General features: G+C 42.4%; 16 protein-coding genes and 1 other RNA gene. 3 read left to right on the forward strand and 14 right to left on the reverse strand.

Annotated features, from left to right (window positions below; translation table 11 throughout):
* Nucleotides 1-110: 110 nt before the first annotated feature.
* Nucleotides 111-1,721, reverse strand: a complete 1,611-nt coding sequence (locus I2432_RS08085) for a ribonuclease Y (protein ID WP_111678391.1) — start codon at nt 1,719-1,721, stop codon at nt 111-113.
* A gap of 156 nt (nt 1,722-1,877) precedes the next feature.
* On the opposite strand from I2432_RS08085, the gene I2432_RS08090 reads away from it, so the two are divergent.
* Nucleotides 1,878-2,363 carry an S-ribosylhomocysteine lyase gene (locus I2432_RS08090; protein WP_012677489.1) on the forward strand — a complete coding sequence of 162 codons (486 nt, stop codon included), beginning with the start codon at nt 1,878-1,880 and terminating at the stop codon, nt 2,361-2,363.
* A 146-nt stretch (nt 2,364-2,509) separates the two neighbouring features.
* On the opposite strand, the gene I2432_RS08095 is transcribed toward I2432_RS08090, so the two are convergent.
* The 5 genes from I2432_RS08095 to I2432_RS08115 all read right to left on the reverse strand — a co-directional run bounded on the left by I2432_RS08095 (nt 2,510) and on the right by I2432_RS08115 (nt 6,534).
* Entirely contained in the window at nt 2,510-3,961 is a 1,452-nt protein-coding gene (locus tag I2432_RS08095) for a cell division site-positioning protein MapZ family protein (RefSeq protein ID WP_206158719.1), read from the reverse strand.
* A 13-nt stretch (nt 3,962-3,974) separates the two neighbouring features.
* A complete protein-coding gene (locus I2432_RS08100; protein WP_111678395.1) occupies nt 3,975-5,129 on the reverse strand; it encodes a THUMP domain-containing class I SAM-dependent RNA methyltransferase in 1,155 nt (384 codons plus the stop codon).
* A 63-nt stretch (nt 5,130-5,192) separates the two neighbouring features.
* Nucleotides 5,193-5,561, reverse strand: an RNA gene (gene rnpB / locus I2432_RS08105) — RNase P RNA component class B.
* A gap of 12 nt (nt 5,562-5,573) precedes the next feature.
* Entirely contained in the window at nt 5,574-5,897 is a 324-nt protein-coding gene (gene gpsB, locus I2432_RS08110) for a cell division regulator GpsB (protein ID WP_111678397.1), read from the reverse strand.
* 121 nt (nt 5,898-6,018) lie between these two features.
* Nucleotides 6,019-6,534, reverse strand: coding sequence for an SLOG family protein (locus tag I2432_RS08115; protein WP_037579781.1), 516 nt, complete (start codon nt 6,532-6,534; stop codon nt 6,019-6,021).
* Nucleotides 6,535-6,609: 75 nt separating this feature from the next.
* Here I2432_RS08115 and recU point away from each other — a divergent pair, with 75 nt between their 5' ends.
* Nucleotides 6,610-7,218, forward strand: coding sequence for a Holliday junction resolvase RecU (gene recU / locus I2432_RS08120; RefSeq protein WP_206158720.1), 609 nt, complete (start codon nt 6,610-6,612; stop codon nt 7,216-7,218).
* Nucleotides 7,205-9,370, forward strand: coding sequence for a penicillin-binding protein PBP1A (pbp1a, locus tag I2432_RS08125; RefSeq protein ID WP_206158721.1), 2,166 nt, complete (start codon nt 7,205-7,207; stop codon nt 9,368-9,370). The genes recU and pbp1a overlap by 14 nt, the downstream gene beginning before the upstream one ends.
* Nucleotides 9,371-9,412: 42 nt before the next feature.
* Here the strand turns inward: pbp1a and pepC are convergent, their stop codons facing one another.
* From pepC to I2432_RS08165, 8 genes are all read right to left on the reverse strand, one after another.
* On the reverse strand, nt 9,413-10,747 hold the full coding sequence (gene pepC, locus I2432_RS08130; protein ID WP_111678401.1) for an aminopeptidase C: 1,335 nt from the start codon (nt 10,745-10,747) through the stop codon (nt 9,413-9,415).
* Between the two features lie 674 nt (nt 10,748-11,421).
* Complete coding sequence (gene nadE, locus I2432_RS08135; protein ID WP_111678403.1) at nt 11,422-12,246, reverse strand: NAD(+) synthase; 825 nt, start codon at nt 12,244-12,246, stop codon at nt 11,422-11,424.
* The gene (locus I2432_RS08140) at nt 12,243-13,703 is read right to left on the reverse strand and encodes a nicotinate phosphoribosyltransferase (RefSeq protein WP_111678405.1); all 1,461 of its coding nucleotides are present in this window, start codon (nt 13,701-13,703) and stop codon (nt 12,243-12,245) included. Before I2432_RS08140 ends, nadE begins: the two co-directional genes overlap by 4 nt.
* A gap of 282 nt (nt 13,704-13,985) precedes the next feature.
* On the reverse strand, nt 13,986-15,371 hold the full coding sequence (locus I2432_RS08145; protein ID WP_206158722.1) for an amino acid permease: 1,386 nt from the start codon (nt 15,369-15,371) through the stop codon (nt 13,986-13,988).
* A gap of 119 nt (nt 15,372-15,490) precedes the next feature.
* Nucleotides 15,491-16,408 carry a thioredoxin-disulfide reductase gene (trxB, locus tag I2432_RS08150; protein WP_111678411.1) on the reverse strand — a complete coding sequence of 306 codons (918 nt, stop codon included), beginning with the start codon at nt 16,406-16,408 and terminating at the stop codon, nt 15,491-15,493.
* A 59-nt stretch (nt 16,409-16,467) separates the two neighbouring features.
* Nucleotides 16,468-16,695: a DUF4059 family protein gene (locus I2432_RS08155; protein WP_012516167.1), complete on the reverse strand. Its 228-nt coding sequence runs from the start codon at nt 16,693-16,695 to the stop codon at nt 16,468-16,470.
* Nucleotides 16,696-16,804: 109 nt separating this feature from the next.
* The gene (locus I2432_RS08160) at nt 16,805-17,548 is read right to left on the reverse strand and encodes an amino acid ABC transporter ATP-binding protein (protein WP_111678413.1); all 744 of its coding nucleotides are present in this window, start codon (nt 17,546-17,548) and stop codon (nt 16,805-16,807) included.
* Nucleotides 17,548-18,351 (reverse strand): amino acid ABC transporter permease, encoded by an 804-nt coding sequence (locus I2432_RS08165; RefSeq protein ID WP_111678415.1) that lies wholly within the window; start codon nt 18,349-18,351, stop codon nt 17,548-17,550. The genes I2432_RS08160 and I2432_RS08165 overlap by 1 nt, the downstream gene beginning before the upstream one ends.
* Nucleotides 18,352-18,630 lie beyond the last annotated feature (279 nt).

Consider the following 18,630-nt stretch of genomic DNA (forward strand, 5'->3'; position numbering starts at 1 on the left):
TTCAAGACAATTATCAGCCCAATCCTAAGAAAGAAAAAGGAAGAGATAGACGCCTTCTCAAAGCTAGAGGCTAAGCTCTGGCTTTTGAAAAGCATACACTCTTTCCTTTTTTATTTAGCATAATCTATTGCTCGCATTTCACGAATAACGGTTACCTTGATATTTCCTGGGTAATCCAGATTATTTTCAATCTTTTCTCTGACCTTATGTGAGAGGACCACAATCTCGTCATCAGAAATCTTTTCTGGCTGAACCATGATGCGAATCTCTCGACCGGCTTGGAGGGCAAAGCTGCTTTGAACACCATCAAAGCTTGTTGCGATTTCTTCAAGGTCACGAAGACGCTTAATATAGTTTTCCACAGATTCATTGCGAGCACCTGGACGAGCAGAGCTAAGAGCATCAGCAGCAGCTACCAGAACCGCAATAACTGAATCTGGCTCGACATCGCCATGATGGCTGGCTATGGTGTTCACTACAACAGGGTGCTCCTTGTACTTGCGAGCAAACTCCATACCAATCTCAACGTGGCTTCCCTCAACCTCACGATCAATAGCCTTGCCCATATCGTGCAAGAAGCCTGCGCGACGTGCAAGTGCCACATTTTCACCAAGCTCGCCAGCTAGAATACCAGCTAGCTTACCAACCTCAACTGAGTGGCGTAAAACATTTTGACCAAATGAGGTACGAAACTGTAAGCGCCCCATGATCTTAATCAAATCCGGGTGGAGGTTAGGCGCACCGATCTCATAGGCAGCAGCCTCACCATATTCACGAATCCTATTGTCCATCTCAAGACGATTTTTCTCAACCAATTCCTCGATACGCGCCGGGTGAATACGACCATCAGCAATCAAGGACTCTAGGGTCATACGAGCAATCTCTCGACGAATAGGGTCAAAGCCTGATAAAACAACCACTTCTGGGGTATCGTCAATGATCACATCAATCCCTGTCAGACTCTCCAGAGTACGGATATTGCGACCCTCTCGACCGATAATACGCCCTTTCATGTTATCATCAGGCAAGTGCACACTTGTAATCGTCTGCTCAGTCACATACTCACCAGCCATACGTTGCATGGCCTGTGCAAGCAGGTCCTTAGCAGTCTTGTCTGTCCTGTCCTTGATGTCACGCTCTGCATCACGAATGCGTGTTGCGATCTCATGCGTCAGCTTGTTTTCAGTCTCCATCAGGATAACCTCACGCGCCTCTGCAATAGTCATAGCAGCAACTCGTTGGAGCTCTGCCTTTTTTTCTTGCTCAAGCCTTTCAACCTGTGCCTGTCGCTCATCAATGTGCTTAGATTTATCGGTCAGACTTTGCTCTTTGCTATCTAGTACTTTTTCTTTACTTGATAGATTTTCATCCTTACGATCAAGAGTTAGAGCACGCTCTGCTAAGCGCGTCTCCAGCTGTTTAAGCTCTTGTCTTTCAGATTTAAATTCCTGTTCAATTTCTTCACGATACTTTCTTGCCTCTTCCTTTGCTTCTAAAAGTAATTCTTTACGACTTGCTTTACTTTCACGTTGTGCTGTCTTTTTGATATGAGCAGCATCAGCCTCTGCCTTGCCACGAATATCAACAGCATCCTGTTCAGCGTTTAAAAGAGTCAACTCTGCAGCTTCCTTCGCAGACTTGAGTCTAATCGAAATAAGTGCATAACCTAATATTACACCAATGAGGCCACAGACAAGCAATGTTATGATATTAATTAACATGTCTTTACCTCAATAATAGTTTAGTTTTCATTAATAGAAAGCCATCTCCTAGTCTATCATAAAATGAAGATTTAGACAATTTAAAATCCACCTGCATTTTTCTAAAATCTAGTGATTTTATGTTATGATATTGATAAAAATAAAAAGGAGTTTCTAATGCCAAAAGAAGTTATTGTTGAAAGCTTTGAGCTTGATCATACCATTGTTAAGGCACCCTATGTAAGACTAATCTCTGAGGAATTTGGACCCAAGGGAGATGTGATTACAAATTTTGATGTTCGGCTTGTTCAGCCTAATCAGGCTGCCATTGAGACGGCCGGTTTACACACCATCGAGCATTTATTAGCCAAGCTCATTCGTCAACGCATTGATGGAATGATTGATTGCTCCCCCTTTGGCTGCCGCACAGGCTTTCACCTCATCATGTGGGGCAAGCACAGTTCAACAGACATTGCTAAGGTTATCACGTCCAGCCTAGAGGAAATCGCTACAGGCATCACTTGGGAGGACGTTCCCGGAACAACCATTGAATCCTGCGGCAATTACAAGGACCACAGCCTTTTTGCTGCTAAGGAATGGGCCCAGCTTATTCTCAAGCAAGGGATCTCTGACGATCCATTTAACCGCCATGTCACCTCATAACAATGAAAGCCTCGCTTTTCTGCTAATGAAAAGGAGGCTTTTAATGCATTCAAAAAGGTGCCAAAGGCAGGGCTCAATCCCTTTGCCTTTTAGCACCTGTGATAACTAGGGTATCCAGCTCAGGATCACACCTTGTCTTCTAAAGATTAATAGTCTAAGTCCTCTGCATGCCCCTTGCCATTTCCGACAAAATAGCCTGTTTTGCAGTTCAATGAAAAGAGATAGGTGCCATCAGGCTTAAACATGTTGTAGTAGCCATTTCCATTGATAATATTGACCGGCTCCAGAATATAATCATTACCTGAAATATAACCCCTTGCTTGTGAGGTAGCCACAATACGCTCAAGCACACCTGGATTAAAGGCCCAAGCAGGGTTTCCTGTATCAGCAATCATAGCCTGATTGTAAGGCACACGAGACAGGTCACGCTGCAATATTGAAGGGTCATAGCCTGTAATGCCATATATTGGAGCAGCTGGAGCTGGTACGGCAGGAGCCTGTGGAGCTGCAGGGCTTACTGGTGAGGCAGAAGCAGCTGGAGTGCTGGCTGCTTGGGTAGCAGACCTGCTTGCTAGCTGCTCACGACCTGCCTTGATGCTTGATTGTAGCAATGAATCAAGTTTTGCATTACCGGTGGTTAGCGTATCACTAGCTAGGTCATCAAAATTAGCATTAGCCTTGACCTCAGCTGCAACTTTTTCACCATTGACAATTGCAGCTGTTGTAAATTTCCCATTAACCGCCTGAATCGCTGTTAGTTGCTTTTTCAGCCCAGTAACCTTTTCCTTAGCCTTGTCATAATAGGCTGTCCCCTCAAGCCTTTTTAAAGCAGCCTCCAAATCTGGTAGCTGATCAAAGGCGCTATTTTTTAGGGTTGTTTTATCATTATCTGTGAAAAATGTCTTGTAAAGATCTTCAAAGGCTTTAGCATTAGCCTTTGTTTTGTTGGTCTGGTTAACCGTTGACGTTTTGCTTCTTGCTTTTTTAGAAATAGTAGCCTTTGGCTGAGGCTTATGCTTAGACAGCTGATAGATATAGTTGAGGGCAAAGGCTGAGGCTGCAAGGGTTAGCAGGGCTAATAAAATAGCAAACAGGGGCTTTTTCTTTTTAGACCTACGACTGACATAGCTATCTGATAAAATACTCTCTACTTCTGCAGGCCGCTCGCTAACTGCGTCATCAGCTGGCTGCCCAGTAAAGTCACTAGCAGAATCAGTAGCTGCCGCTGAAGTGTCAGCTCTAGCTGCTAGAGGCTCAATGAATGAGGTCTCACCAGCTGGCTTCTCCTCTGTTGAAGCCTCGTCCACTGGCTCAACATCAACTAAGCCGGCTTTGCTGAGCTCCTCTCTTTGTTTTTTGATAAAGTTATCCAGACTTGCTGTATCTAACTCCATATACTTTGCATCAAACTTTTGTGATGACACTTCGTTACGATGCCGCTTAATATATTTGTCTAAAACACTATCGTCCTCGGTAATCCCTGCTTTTAGCTCTGAGTCCTTGCGTACTGCCTCACCGATTGTCATTTTTTTGGCTTCATGAAGCTCCAAATTTTGGCTTTCTGCCTCTGATTCAAATGCTTTGCTTTTTTCTGACACGTTTTTTACCTCTCTATATCAGATTGCGCTTTACCCTCTCTCCATAAAATTGATACAAATCAACCCTTAGAGTACCATTATAAAGCTTACGTTTTTTATCAGCTTTTTGACCATATTTTTGTTCAAAGTGATCATCACTCGTCAAAATAAACTTGCTCCAGGTAACTAATGGAGCAAAGACCTGTCCCATCTCATTATACAAGATGTCTACTGCTTTGTCATCAAGCAAACGCTCTCCATAAGGAGGATTTGAAATGATGACACCGTTTATCTTGTCTGTACGGAAATCCTGCAAGCGCATTTGCTTAAAGGTAATGACATCAGCCAAGCCAGCCGCCTCAGCATTTCTCTTGGCAAGCTCAACCATACGACCGTCAATATCAAAGCCTGAAATATCCAGCTCAATATCGTAATTAGCCTCTTTTTCAGCAGCGTCACGAACCTTTTGAACACGATCCTTGTCCACCCAGCTCCATTCCTCAAAGGCAAAGGAGCGATTAAAGCCAGGAGCGATATTCATTCCGATGAGAGCCGCCTCGATACAAAAGGTCCCCGATCCACAGGTGGGATCAACCAAGGGCTTATCCGGAAACCAATTAGACAGCTTGAGGATAGCTGCTGCCATGTTTTCCTTAATAGGAGCTCCCCCTTTTTCCACCCGGTAGCCACGCTTAAATAGGCTTGAGCCACTAGTATCAATCATCAGGGTAGCCTGATCCTTTAGGATTGAGACCTCAATTTTGAACTCAGCCCCCACCTCTTGCAAAGGAATATGCTCTGGTCTATGAAAATGCTGCTGCAATTTTCTGACAATGGCTTTTTTGGTAACAGCCTGAACACTTGGCTCGTTGTGCAGGGTTGACTTAACACACTTAGCCTTTGCAATAGGAAACCTAGCACCTAAGGGCAAATAATGCTCCCAATCTAAGGCAAATACCCCCTGAAACAGCTCCTCAAAGCTTCGTGCCGGGAACTGACCTACAATAATCTTGATACGGTCAGCCGCTCGCAGCCAGAGATTTGCCTTAGCAATAGCTTCAATATCACCTTCAAAGAATACCTTGCCATTATCCACTCGGCAAACAAAGCCCAAGGCCTTTAATTCCTTACCCACAACAGACTCTAGTCCAGCTGCTGCAGTTGCTACTAATGTAAATTGTTCTTTCATATAGCTCTTTCCATCCTAACCAAATAAAAGCTAGCATATGCTAGCTTAACCTATTATGCAATTTTCTATAAGCCATGTTTTGTTCCAGAAATAACTAGGTATTATCTCCTTCGATAATCATCTGTCTACTGTCTGTCAACAGTCAGGATAGCTTGTTCGTTTCCAACTATCCCATGCCCCTACCAAAGTTTGGGTTGCTAGCTTGAGGGGTTTACCGCGTTCCACTTTTTACGTTTCCATAAAAACTACGTCACTGTGGCACTTTCAGAGTTACTCTAGCATATCAAGGACTTAGCCTTTTCACTCGCCGTAATGTGTCAAACACATCCCTAGGCTTATTTGTTCGCCTAGCACAAACACTACCGGCATCACAGCCGGTGCTAGCATGGACTTTCCTCATAGTATTGCAATACTACGCGATTATCCAAAAATTGCACATCTACATTACTCAATAATTTGCTTTCCAAAAACCTCTTTTTCCAGCTTGCTAATGCGCTTTAGCATGTCAAAATTGGTGGCTGACTGTGCTACTCTAGTTGGTTGTGATACCGTTTGAGAGTTGCCTGTCAAAGGATCACGCATCTGAGCCTTAGCCTTTTTTAAGGCCTCATTTTCAGCCTTTAGAGCCTCGATCTGAGCATTGAAATACTCATAATCCTTGATAACGTTATCAAGGAATTCGTCGACCTCCTTTTTATCAAAGCCACGCATACTGGTCTTAAATTCTTGCTCAAAAATGTCCTTTGGACTATAAATTATACCTGTCATTCTATACTCTCCAAACGGTCAATCTTTTTCAAATATCAAACTTTGATATCACTATTTATGATACAGAAAAATAAATTAAAAAGCAAGTATTTAAATACCAGTGATTTTTAAATGTCATTAGCTACTCATCTGCAATGTCGTTTAAACGTTCAAAATCTAGAAAAGAAAGGGGATAGCAGGGCTGCTCCTTCATAGCTGCTAGCAAATAGCTTAGGCGCGTTTCGTGCTCACTATCATAAAAAAGATAGGCTCCGTCTGTATTGTGAATTAAAAAGTGATGGTAGCTCTTTAGCTGTTTAGGGCTTTCATAGCTGGGATAGCTATATTTGACAAAATCAGTCGCCTGAAATTGCTGCAATAGCTCTTGATTACGATCATTCCAAGTACTGCCATGCGTTTCAAAAGCAAAAATAGTAGCTGTTTTTAAGGGGTAGGTCTTTTTGAGGTCATTAGCTACCTCTAGAGCCCACTGCTCAAACCCTAAATTCCCAGTAAAAATAAACCAGTCTACGCCCTCCTCAAGATAAGCAATTAGATCTCTTTTGATCGCTTTTTTGATAATGGCAACTCTTTTATCCTTTTCACTAAAGATGCCCAGCTCAAAACTTCGATAGCCTGTCACGAGAATTGCAGTCATTAGATGTTATCCTTTCAAAAATATGTTATAATGTGAATACTTAAATTATTATTAAGTCATGATGTTAGGAGAACAATGGTTAACTACCCTCATAAACCTATTCGCCAGAAGGTGGCCCCTCTTCAAAAGCAGCAAAAGCACAAGCAAGTAGACTTTGCTAATCGTGGTATGTCCTTTGAAGCAGCCATTAATGCAACCAACGCTTATTACTTGGCCAAGGGCATTGCTGTCATTCATAAAAAGCCAACTCCGATACAGATTGTCAAGGTAGACTATCCAAGACGTAGTCGAGCCAAGATTGTTGAGGCTTATTTTAAGCAGGCTTCAACGACCGACTATTCTGGTATCTACAAAGGGCATTATATTGATTTTGAAGCTAAAGAAACAAGACAAAAAACAGCTATGCCAATGAAAAACTTTCACGCACATCAGATTGAGCACATGGCTGCTGTTTTAAAGCAAAAAGGCATTTGCTTTGTCCTCCTTCACTTTGCGACACTAAAGGAAACCTATTATTTACCTGCCAAAGCACTCATTGATTTTTATCAGATTGACAGAGGCAACAAATCAATGCCACTTGATTATATCAGAAAAAACGGCTTTGAGGTCAAGCTAGGAGCATTTCCACAGGTTCCTTATTTAGATATTATAGAACAAAAATTTTTAGGCGGTGATTACAATTAACAATCCAAAAATCCTTAAATTCCTGAAATATGCATTAGGCGCTATTCTTAGCCTTATCATTGCGACAATTGCCTTAGGAGGCCTTTTGTTTGCTTACTATATCAACAGCGCCCCTAAGCTTTCTGAGGCCCAGCTCAAATCAACCAATTCCAGTCTTGTTTATGACGGTAATAATCATTTGATTGCCGACTTGGGCTCTGAAAAGCGTGAAAATGTTACAGCTGACAGCATTCCTATTAATCTGGTCAATGCTATTATTTCTATAGAAGACAAGCGCTTTTTTAATCATCGAGGTGTTGATCTCTACCGTATCTTAGGTGCAGCCTTTCACAATTTAACAAGCAAAACCACCCAAGGGGGGTCTACACTTGATCAGCAGCTGATTAAGCTAGCCTACTTCTCGACAAATGAGTCTGACCAGACCTTGAAGCGAAAAGCTCAGGAGGTTTGGCTGGCCCTTCAAATGGAGCGAAAATATACCAAGCAAGAAATCCTGACCTTCTACATCAACAAGGTTTATATGGGAAATGGTAATTATGGTATGCTGACAGCAGCTAAGGCCTATTATGGCAAGGATTTGAAAGATTTGTCCTATGCTCAGCTAGCCTTGCTGGCAGGGATTCCACAGGCCCCAAGCCAGTATGACCCCTACACACAGCCTGAGACAGCTCAAAGCCGCCGAAATATTGTCCTTCAGCAAATGTATGCTGAAAAGAACATTACCAAGGCTGAGTACGAGGCAGCTATCGCCACACCTATATCAGAAGGCCTACAGCCCCTCCAGCAACGCGCTAGCTATCCAAAATATATGGATAATTACTTAAAGCAGGTGATCGAGCAGGTAAAGGCTGAGACCAACAAGGATATCTTTACCTCTGGTCTAAAGGTTTACACAAACATCATTCCAGAGGCCCAAAAAAGACTTTATGACATTTACAATTCTGAGGACTATGTGTATTACCCTGATGCTGACTTTCAGGTTGCCTCAACCGTTATTGATGTCACAAATGGACACGTTATCGCCCAATTAGGAGGACGCAATCAGGATACCAACGTTTCCTTTGGAACCAATCAGGCTGTCTTAACCGATCGTGACTGGGGATCCACCATGAAGCCGATCACAGACTATGGACCTGCTATTGAATCTGGTGCTTACAACTCTACAGCTCAAACAACTAACGACTCTGTCTACTATTGGCCAGGGACACACACTCAGCTCTATAACTGGGATCGTAGATACTATGGCTGGATGACCATTCAAGCTGCTCTCATGCAATCACGAAACGTCCCTGCAGTTAGGGCTCTAGAGGCGGCAGGACTTAGCTATGCACAATCCTTCCTCAGTGATCTGGGCATTAACTATCCAGAGATGCATTATTCAAATGCCATCTCAAGTAACAATAGCAGCTCTGATTCAAAATACGGTGCAAGCAGTGAAAAAATGGCTGCTGCCTATGCGGCTTTTGCCAACGGTGGACTCTATTATAAGCCACAATACGTCAACAAAATTGAATTCAGCGACGGCACCAGCAAGGTTATCGAAAACAAGGGCAAGCGTGCCATGAAGGAAACAACAGCCTATATGATGACTGATATGCTAAAAACGGTACTAACCTACGGTACAGGTACTGCTGCGGCTATCCCAGGAGTTGCACAGGCTGGTAAAACTGGTACCTCAAACTATACCGATGAGGAGCTGGCACAAATTGTTGAGACACATGGACTATCTCCTGATTACGTGGGAACAATGGCGCCAGATGAAAACTTTGTTGGCTACACCAACCGATACGCTATGGCGGTTTGGACTGGTTATAAAAACCGTATGACGCCAATTTATGGCTACAGCCTAGAAATTGCTTCTCATGTTTATCGCAACATGATCAGCTATCTCACCGGCGGCTACAGTGAGGATTGGACCATGCCAAGCGGGCTCTATCGCAGCGGCGGCTTCCTCTACCTAAGTGGTACCTATACAAACAGTAGCGATTATACAAGCTCTGTCTACAACAACCTCTATGGTAATAACAGCTCATCTTCAAGTCAATCCTCAGATGAGGATACAACTGAAGACAGCCACTCAGAAGCAAACGATAGCACAACGTCATCATCAGAGCAGCAATCAAGCTCCACCGATGATAAGAAAACCAACTGATAACAAAAAACTGGTTCAAATGTTCTGAACCAGTTTTTTCAATTATTTGGCTAAAGCACCCATCGGATCCCAAGGAGCAAGCACCTGTGGCTCTGCCTCATAGGCTGCTAGCTCATCAGCTGTTAGGAGATCCTTGCGAACCACAATCTGATAAGTATACTCGTCCATCCAAGCATCAGAAGCAACAAAGTAGCCTTTGTCACCAACCTTATCTCCCCAAGAATTTTCAACCTTCCATTTGATAGGCTTGCCAGTATCATCTAAATCAACACCTGTCAAAACCATAGCATGTGTCATTAAGCTTTCGCTGTAATCAAGACGACCAGCCTTGTCCTGGCTCAATTGAATATCCATGCCTGCCTGAAAATCATAGGTATTAAGGGCTAAGATACCCTTTTGACGGTCTGATACTTGACCAACATCTGAACCAAACCAAACAGACTCTCCAGCCTGCATTTGCTTAATAGCAAGCTCCTTGAAGCGCTCCATATCAAGATTAAGGTAGCGCACCTCAGGACTGCCAACAACATTACCAAGCATATCAACCGTATAAGATTTGCCATAAGGCTTATCAGCTGTTGGAGCATTAATAACAGACACATAGTCAGACAGCTTTAGGCCAACATATTTTTCATAAAACGTCTGTGGTGTGACCCCTCTATCAGCATGATAGTGATTATCCTTATCACGATAAGCAAAATCAAACTGACGAGGTGGCAAGCCAAGATTCATGGCTAAGAAATTAAAGATTTCCTGAAGTAGCTCTTCTTTTTTAGCCTGTACTGCCTGATAATCAGCACCAGCACTGATCACATCTCGAAGAATCTGAGCGTCCTGACGCAAGAGCTTATTGAGGTATTGATTTAGCTCACGACTATTGCTTGATGACACAGACTCTGGGTAGACTGATTTTGGCACAACACCATATTTTTCAAACAGGGCTACAACCATGTCCCACTGACCACCGTCTTGCTGCGGAACGTCCAAAAGAAACTTAACCCTACGGCTAGTCAAGGCTTGATCAGCAGTTGCAATCACCTGTTCCATAAACCAGTTTGATTTTTCGTATTTGTCCCAGAAAAAGGTGTGTGCTTGTGACAACTCAAAATCTTCTAATTTAAATTCTGAAATAAGCTTATGGCGAAAGGTGTTTAAGGCTGCAAACATCCAGCAACGACCTGAAGCCTTTTGATTAGAGACCTTATCCTTTGTCAAGTCAATGGAAAAGACAAAATCATTGTCGATCTCACTTTGTCTTGTCTCCAAGGATTTAAGCAAGCCATTGTGAGTGATGGCATTTTCTAGAGCTAAATATTTAGCATTAGCTTCATAATTAGCATATAGCTGTTCTGTAAATGTCTCTGTTAATACTGACATCATTTTCCTCCAAAGATAATAAATAACAACACCTAAAAATAAAGTTGACAGAAAAATCCATAAATACTGTCAATTTCATTTTTAAGGATTACTTCTATTATAGACCTTATTTGATATTCTTCAAGTAAAAAAATTAGGCTGGCTTAATTTTTAAAGCTAAGTAGCAGCTTTCCAATAACCAGACAAAAAGCCATCTCAAAAGACGACAAAACCTGCTGGACTTTGAGCACCTAAACATGTCATATGTCCACCTCAGCATTGGCTCAAAGAAGCTAGCTGTATCTAGTCTTCACGTCATCATGGTGATTAGCACAAAAAATTGTCTCTACTACAGCAAAAGCAATTGATAGGACATTATCAGCTAGTCCAAGAAACTGCAGGTAGCTAGCTGAAACATATGGCAAAGCTAAAACCAGAGACCTCCCAACCTTAAAGCCTCTGGTTTTTAGTTAGCTGAGCATTCTCCTTTATCTTGGCTGCTTTAAGATAGGGACAAATCAACGACTACCCCAATCCCATTTACAAGAAAGCCCTAAGTCAGAGTCTTCATAGGGCTAAGGATGAGGGAAGCTCTTAGGCAACAGCTACTAGATTCATGCCTAATAGAAGCTTCTGTCCCTCCTCACCTATTTAAAATAGCATTGGTTTATCTATAGCCTGTATAGGTTTGAGGATCACTTCCAAAAGTCATCAAAAATAGTAATTGGCAGATGGCGCTTATGCTGCCCTTTGTGCCACCAAGCTTCAAGCCTTGCCTGAGCTTCAGCGGAAATCCTATGTCCCTCTAAGTAGTCATCTATCTCTTGATAGCTAACACCTAATGCCACCTCATCTGCAAGTCCTGGCTTCTTATCCTCCAGATCTGCTGTTGGCACCTTCTCATAGAGGCTAGGATCAGCCTTTAGCTCCTTCAACAAGGCCTTGCCCTGCCGCTTAGTCAACCGAAAAAGTGGCAGAATATCCGCTCCGCCATCACCAAACTTGGTGAAAAAGCCTGTAACATTTTCGGCAGCATGATCTGTCCCAATGACAGCACCAGCTGTCTGACCAGCAATAGCATACTGACTAATCATACGCTGACGCGCCTTAATGTTTCCCTTGTTAAAGTCAGAAATCTCAAGCCCTGCCACCTCTAAGGCTCTTAGCTGACCATCAACAGCCTCTTTAATATTAACCGTCAAGACTTGATCAGGTTGAATAAATGCTAAAGCTCTTTGTGCGTCTGCCTCATCTGCCTGAACACCATAGGGCAAGCGGACAGCGATAAATTGGTACTGCTTATCACCTGTTTCAGCACGCAGCTCCTCAATCGCTATTTGAGCTAGCCTTCCGGCTAAGCTAGAATCCTGACCACCAGAAATCCCTAAGACATAAGTCTTTAAAAAAGGATGTTTTAGCAAATAGGCCTTTAAAAAATCAACCGACTGGCGAATCTCCTGCTTAGGATCAATCACTGCTTTGACTCCAAGCTGACGAATGATATCCTCTTGTAATGTCATATACAATCACTCCTTTTACTGGCTTCCTTGCGAATTTTGTCAATGAGATGCATCTTATTTTGCCAAACATCAAGCGCAAGATCCACAGGATAGTGCTGTGGATTCAAGACACGCTTGTATTCGTCCCAAAGCTTATCAAATTCCTTTCTAGCATAAGCCTTGATGTCTTTTAAGCTTGGCAACTGATAAACTAGCTTTCCTTTATCAAAAATATCTACTAGCAAAGGAACAGCATCAAAATCTCTGACGGTTTTATTAATGTAGGTATAAGTCGGGTGGAACATGTGAATTTCTTCTAGCTCATTGACATTAACACCTGTAAAGGTGATGTAGTCGCCTTCTGATTTGCCCTTTTCGCGGCTGGTAATTCGCCAAACCTGCTTTTTACCTGGTGTTGATACCTTTTCAGCATTATTTGATAGCTTGATGGTATCGCGCATGGTACCATCTGCCTGCTCTATCGAAACAATCTTATAGACCGCACCTAGAGCTGGTTGATCATAGGCTGTAATCAATTTTGTTCCAACACCCCAAACGTCAATTTTAGCCTTTTGCATTTTCAGGTTGAGGATTGTATTTTCATCTAAATCATTGGAAGCGTAGATCTTAGCCTCTGTGAAGCCGGCAGCGTCTAGCTGCTGACGTACCCTCTTAGATAGGTAAGCAAGGTCACCAGAGTCCAGACGAACACCCAAGAAATTAATCTTATCACCCAATTCCTTAGCCACACGAATAGCTGTTGGCACACCTACTCTTAGCGTATCATAGGTATCAACCAAGAAAATACAATCCTTGTGCACACTGGCATAGGCCTTGAAAGCATCATAATCATTACCATAGGCCTGTACTAGAGCATGTGCATGCGTGCCAGACACAGGAATGTCAAAGCGCTTTCCGGCACGAATGTTACTTGTCGCGTCTGCTCCGCCAATAACGGCAGCACGTGTCCCCCAAATAGCAGCGTCCATTTCCTGAGCGCGACGTGTCCCAAACTCTAATAGAGGCTCATCTTCAATAACAGAGCGAATACGGGCTGCCTTTGTAGCAATCAAGGTTTGGAAATTCACGATATTCAAAAGAGCTGTCTCTACGAGCTGACATTGACCTAAAGGTCCTTCAACCTGAACAATAGGCTCATTGGCAAAGACCAAGTCTCCCTCTTGTGCTGAGCGAATCGTCAGCTCTAAACGAAGCTCTCTGAGATAGGTCAAAAAAGAAGGACTGTAGCCTAGCTCCTCCAAATAAGCCAAATCAGTCTCAGAAAAGGTCAATTGCTCAAGGTATTCTACGATTCTTTGCAGACCAGCAAAAACTGCATAGCCATTGCTAAAAGGCTCTCTACGAAAATAAACCTCAAAGACAGCATTACGATTATGAATGCCCTGCTCAAAATAAACCTGCATCATATTTAATTGATATAAATCAGTATGAAGGGTTAAACTATCATCTCTGTACATATAAGTAACTCCTTAACATAATTGTTATTATTATACCATATTTTTAGCATAGGCCTGTAAGACTCAACTAAAATCCTCTGCTCAAGCTTTCTAAAAAAGAAGCCTTGAGCTGCTATTAAGCCTAACATATTTTTTGCCAGTACCTTCCTAAAAAGTCTATAGCACAAGGGCTTATGGCTTTTTAACAAAAGCAGTTTCAGTTGATAGCATTCATAAAAAAAGATTGAAGAAATTGACCAAAATAGCCCTTTCTTCAATCTGTTTAACTCACACCTTAGCGCTTTAACACTTTTTACACTTGAGCTGACTATAGCAGCCAAAGACTAGGATCCAAATGCTAGCACCGATTGCCCCGATATAAGTGGACTTCTGTAAAAACAGGGAAATAAAAACAAAGGCAAAAAAAGCTAGGGTCAATGGCGTTGTTAGCTGATAGCTTGGCATCAAATAACCATCTGGCATAAAGTCACTGGATTGACGATATTTCCAATGCGCAAGCATGGTCAAAGCATAAATCGCAATATAAACACCAGATGAGGAGGCCGTAATCAGCGAAAAGGCGTCTGAAACACCCGGCAGGATATTAATCAAGGCCGACACTCCAACAGTAACAGCTGAGGCAATAATAGCCCTGCTTGGTACCCCTTGACGAGACAGAGTGTTAATCCTTAAGGCTTTAGTAAGAGCATTTGGGGTCTCATTAGCGATTTGATACAAATGCCGCCCTGTCGAATACAGGGTCGAATTTAGGGCTGATGCCGCTGATGTTAAGACCACAAAATTAATTAAAGCAGCAGCCCATTTAATCCCAATCAGCTTAAAGACCATCACAAAGGGAGATTCGTCCGTAGGCAGCTGATACCAAGGCACAATCGCCATAATAGACACCAAAGCACCAACGTAAAAAATGACAATCCGCATCGGAATCTCTTGGATGGCCTTTGGCAAGACCTTTCTAGGATTTGCTGTCTCAGATGTTGTAATACCAACAAATTCGATGGCTTGATAGGCAAAGAAAACCATCTGAAAGGCCATGAAAAATTTCAGCTTCCCATTTGGAAACAGTGAAAAGTGATCCACAATATTAGCAAGGCTTGCATGACCTACATGCGTTTCAAAGCCGGTCAAAACCATAAAGATTGCTGTTGCAATCAAAGCCAAAATCGCAACAATCTTAATCATGGCAAACCAAAACTCAGTCTCTCCAAAGACTCGCACAGCAATTAAATTGATGGAGCTAAGCAACACCAAAAAAACGAGCTGAATCAGCCAAGACGGCCAAGCAGGAAACCAGAACTGAACATAGGAGGCGACAGCTGTAATCTCTGCCATGCCAATAAAGATAAGAGAAATCCAGTAAGAAAGCCCAGAAAAATAGCCCCAGCCTGGCCCAATATATTTTGTAATGAAATTGATAAAGGTATGCTGATCCGGGTCATAGTACAGCATCTCACCAATAGCCCGCATCATCAAAAACATAAAGACACCCGTAATCATGTAAACAAAGATAATAGACGGGCCCGTTAACGCAATAGAGCGACCAGCTCCTAGAAAGAGACCTGTTCCAATGGTGCCTGCTATCGCAATGAGCTGAACATGTCGGTTTTGCAGCCCTCTTACCATGCCATTTTCAAGTTCCTTAGTGCTTTTAGCTTCTTTTGTAGACATTTGACTCTCCATTCAATAAAAAAAACACCACTATTATATCTGTTTTTCAGAAAATGTTCAACTTTATCTAAGGTTTGCAAACTAAAAAGGTCAACTGAACCTTTTTAGCGTTGACCTTTTTAAGATGTTAGATTTTCAATGTAATGGTAGACGCCTTGACCAGCAATGGCACCATCTCCAACTGCTGTTGTGATCTGACGCAACTGCTTTTGACGAACATCACCGACAGCAAAAATACCAGGAATACTTGTCTTCATTTGATCATCTGTAAGAATCCAGCCCTCTTGATTGGTAATGCCTAGCTCAGATACCATTTGAGTAACTGGAATCAAGCCGACATAGATAAAGACACCACCAAAATCATGACTAGTCACTTGACCTGTTTTGACATTTTCAATCATAACATTAGAAACCTTAATGTCGTTTCCTTGAATCTCCCTGACAACAGAATCCCAGATAAAATCAAGCTTTTCGTTGGCAAAGGCACGCTCCTGCAAGATCTTTTGGGCACGCAGCTGATCACGACGATGCACAATCGTTACCTTCTTAGCAAACTGGGTCAGGTAGATTGCTTCCTCAACTGCTGAATCTCCACCTCCCACAACTAATAGCTCCTGATTGCGAAAGAAAGCGCCATCACAGACCGCACAATAAGAAACACCTCGGCTGGTGTACTCCTCTTCTCCAGCAACACCTAAAAGACGATGCTTTGCTCCTGTCGCGACAATCACTGTTTTAGTATCGTAGTGCGTATCTTCTGTGTACACACGCTTATAATCACCACAATCCTCAACCCTTTGAACAATGCCATAAATGTTTTCAACCTTAAATTTTTCAAGCGGCTCATACATCTTTAGCGATAGCTCTGGTCCTGAAATGTGATCATAGCCAGGATAATTTTCAATATCTGATGTGTTATTCATTTGACCACCGGGTGCTCCCTGCTCAATAATGCCAACTCGTAGGTTACTACGTGCTGCATATAAAGCAGCTGTCATACCAGCAGGTCCTGATCCAATAATGAGTGTATCGTACATGGGTTAACTCCTCTTAATAGTCTTGTCATCATTTTAACAATAGCTACATCATATTGCAATTATTTCGCCTTCAATACCACCAGAATGCTCATAAAGGCAAAGGACAAAATCGGAATCGTCAAAATAGCAACCATGATCATCTCATATAAAAATGCCTGTCTCTGGAGAATGGTTTTATCCTTTTTGGTCACAGCACGCCATAAAATCCACAAAAGACAAAGCATGACCATCGTAATAGCTGCTAACAACAGACCTTCCAAATAAAAGCGAAAAATTTCTACTAACATCTTTATCTACCTGATTACCATAACCTTTTTTCATGGCAGCTTAGCTTTTAAGCACATACAAGAAAAGCCTAGCCTACCTAGACCTTTTTATTATATCAAAAGCCGGCTTTTAAATATACGTTTTTGCATAGTTTGCAAAAAATTCCTTTGTTCTTGCTTCCTTAGGGTGTCTAAAGATCTGCTCAGGAGCTCCCTCTTCAAGAATTTTCCCCTTGTCTAAAAAAAGCACCCTATCTGCAACCTGATAAACAAAAGCCATATCATGACTCACTAAAATCATCGTTTGACCTGCCTTGGCAGCATCAATAATAGACCGTTCAACCTCTCCAACCAGCTCAGGGTCTAAGGCTGAGGTCGGCTCATCTAATAAGAGCACATCTGGCTTCATTGCTAAAGCACGTGCAATAGCAACCCTTTGCTTTTGACCGCCAGATAGATGACGAGGGTAATGGTTTTCGCGATCAGACAAGCCAACCTTAGCTAATTCTGCTCTAGCTATGTCTGTTGCTTCTTGGTCAGACAGTTTTTTAACTATTTTTAAGCCTTCCTTGACATTGTCAAGCGCTGTGCGGCGTTCAAAAAGGTTAAATTGCTGAAAAACCATCGCTAATTTTCGTCTAAGCGTTAGAATGTCTTCTTTTGTGATGTGTTCAAAGTCAACTGCAAAGTCATCAATAGCAATACTCCCTGTGTCTGGCTGTTCAAGATAATTCATGCTTCTAAGGAAGGTTGATTTCCCTGCGCCTGATGCACCAACCAAGGCGATGACCTGACCTGTTTCAATCGTCACCGTTAGGTCGTCCAAGACCTTTTGCCCAGAGAAGGACTTGGTTAAATGAGTTACCTTAATCATTAGCGCAATTCTCCTATCTTGCTATTATTTGTTGGGACTGGTGCTTTGATAGCCATTTTGTATTCAATCAAGCGACCAGCCTGCTCTATCAAAATACTAATGCCCCAATAAACTAAGGCAACTGAAATATAACGTTCAAAATAACGATAATCTGCTCCACCTAGAATCTGGGCCTGTGCAAACATTTCAACGATACCTGCATTGAAGGCCAAAGAGGTTCCCTTTGTCAGGCCTATCAAGCCATTAATCAGGGTCGGTGTTGCCACAACAGCAGCATTTGGAATGATAACTCGGCGATAAACCTGAACAGAGGTCATTCCTAAGCTCTTAGCAGCCTCAATTTCACCTGCGTCAACGGATTGAATCGCAGCTCTAATGGTTTCACTCGTATAAGCGGCTTCATTGAAGGCAAAGGCTGTAATCGCAAAAACAGAGGCCGGAATGGCATTAATATTCCAGTCAAAGCCATAGCGTTGATTTAAGAATTTCAGAAAAAGAGGAATACCATAGTAGCTCAGCATTAGCTGAACCAAGATGGGTGTTCCACGCAAAAAGCTAACAAAAACCGCTTGAATCGGATAAAGGATGCGAACCCTGTTGATTTTGACAATGGCAAAAACCAAGGCCAAAAAAAGACCCAAGGCAGCACCAGCTATCGTCAAACCAAGTGTGATTGGCAGACGCCTGATAATATCTGGAATGGCATCAAAAACAGCATGCCAGCTAAACAGCTTCCCTTCTGGAATCAACGAGATGAGCTTGTCATACCAAGCCCACCCACTTGTTAAAAACGTAGATGTCATGTATCGCCCCTTTATACTGGTTTGTCTCAATATTTTCATTTTAACATTCTTGAGATGTCATGTAAAATAGTAAATCCGCATGATAACGATAAGAAAAGCCTATCGCAGAGGATAGGACTCAAACAAAGGAAAAAAGCTCTTTTAGCTGCCTGTGACAGTACCTCCTTGGAGCTACCAAGCTTGATCTTGAGCTGCACTCTCAAAGCCTCAAAATGGCTGATTCTAAAGGAATACAGCCACTGGTACAAGACTAACAATCAGTTGCTAGGCCAAAAAGCT

This window comes from Streptococcus equi subsp. zooepidemicus (assembly GCF_015689395.1).
Taxonomy (GTDB): Bacteria; Bacillota; Bacilli; order Lactobacillales; family Streptococcaceae; genus Streptococcus; species Streptococcus equi.

Coding starts and splice junctions, on each gene's coding strand:
- I2432_RS08160 (WP_111678413.1), bottom strand. CDS start 17,548: ATGATTAAGGTAACTCATTTAACCAAGTCCTTCTCTGGGCAAAAGGTC.
- I2432_RS08155 (WP_012516167.1), bottom strand. CDS start 16,695: ATGTTAGTAGAAATTTTTCGCTTTTATTTGGAAGGTCTGTTGTTAGCA.
- I2432_RS08140 (WP_111678405.1), bottom strand. CDS start 13,703: ATGTACAGAGATGATAGTTTAACCCTTCATACTGATTTATATCAATTA.
- I2432_RS08100 (WP_111678395.1), bottom strand. CDS start 5,129: ATGAAAGAACAATTTACATTAGTAGCAACTGCAGCAGCTGGACTAGAG.
- pepC (WP_111678401.1), bottom strand. CDS start 10,747: ATGTCAGTATTAACAGAGACATTTACAGAACAGCTATATGCTAATTAT.
- nadE (WP_111678403.1), bottom strand. CDS start 12,246: ATGACATTACAAGAGGATATCATTCGTCAGCTTGGAGTCAAAGCAGTG.
- I2432_RS08165 (WP_111678415.1), bottom strand. CDS start 18,351: ATGACATCTACGTTTTTAACAAGTGGGTGGGCTTGGTATGACAAGCTC.
- I2432_RS08085 (WP_111678391.1), bottom strand. CDS start 1,721: ATGTTAATTAATATCATAACATTGCTTGTCTGTGGCCTCATTGGTGTA.
- recU (WP_206158720.1), top strand. CDS start 6,610: ATGGTTAACTACCCTCATAAACCTATTCGCCAGAAGGTGGCCCCTCTT.
- I2432_RS08090 (WP_012677489.1), top strand. CDS start 1,878: ATGCCAAAAGAAGTTATTGTTGAAAGCTTTGAGCTTGATCATACCATT.
- I2432_RS08115 (WP_037579781.1), bottom strand. CDS start 6,534: ATGACTGCAATTCTCGTGACAGGCTATCGAAGTTTTGAGCTGGGCATC.
- I2432_RS08145 (WP_206158722.1), bottom strand. CDS start 15,371: ATGTCTACAAAAGAAGCTAAAAGCACTAAGGAACTTGAAAATGGCATG.
- gpsB (WP_111678397.1), bottom strand. CDS start 5,897: ATGACAGGTATAATTTATAGTCCAAAGGACATTTTTGAGCAAGAATTT.
- trxB (WP_111678411.1), bottom strand. CDS start 16,408: ATGTACGATACACTCATTATTGGATCAGGACCTGCTGGTATGACAGCT.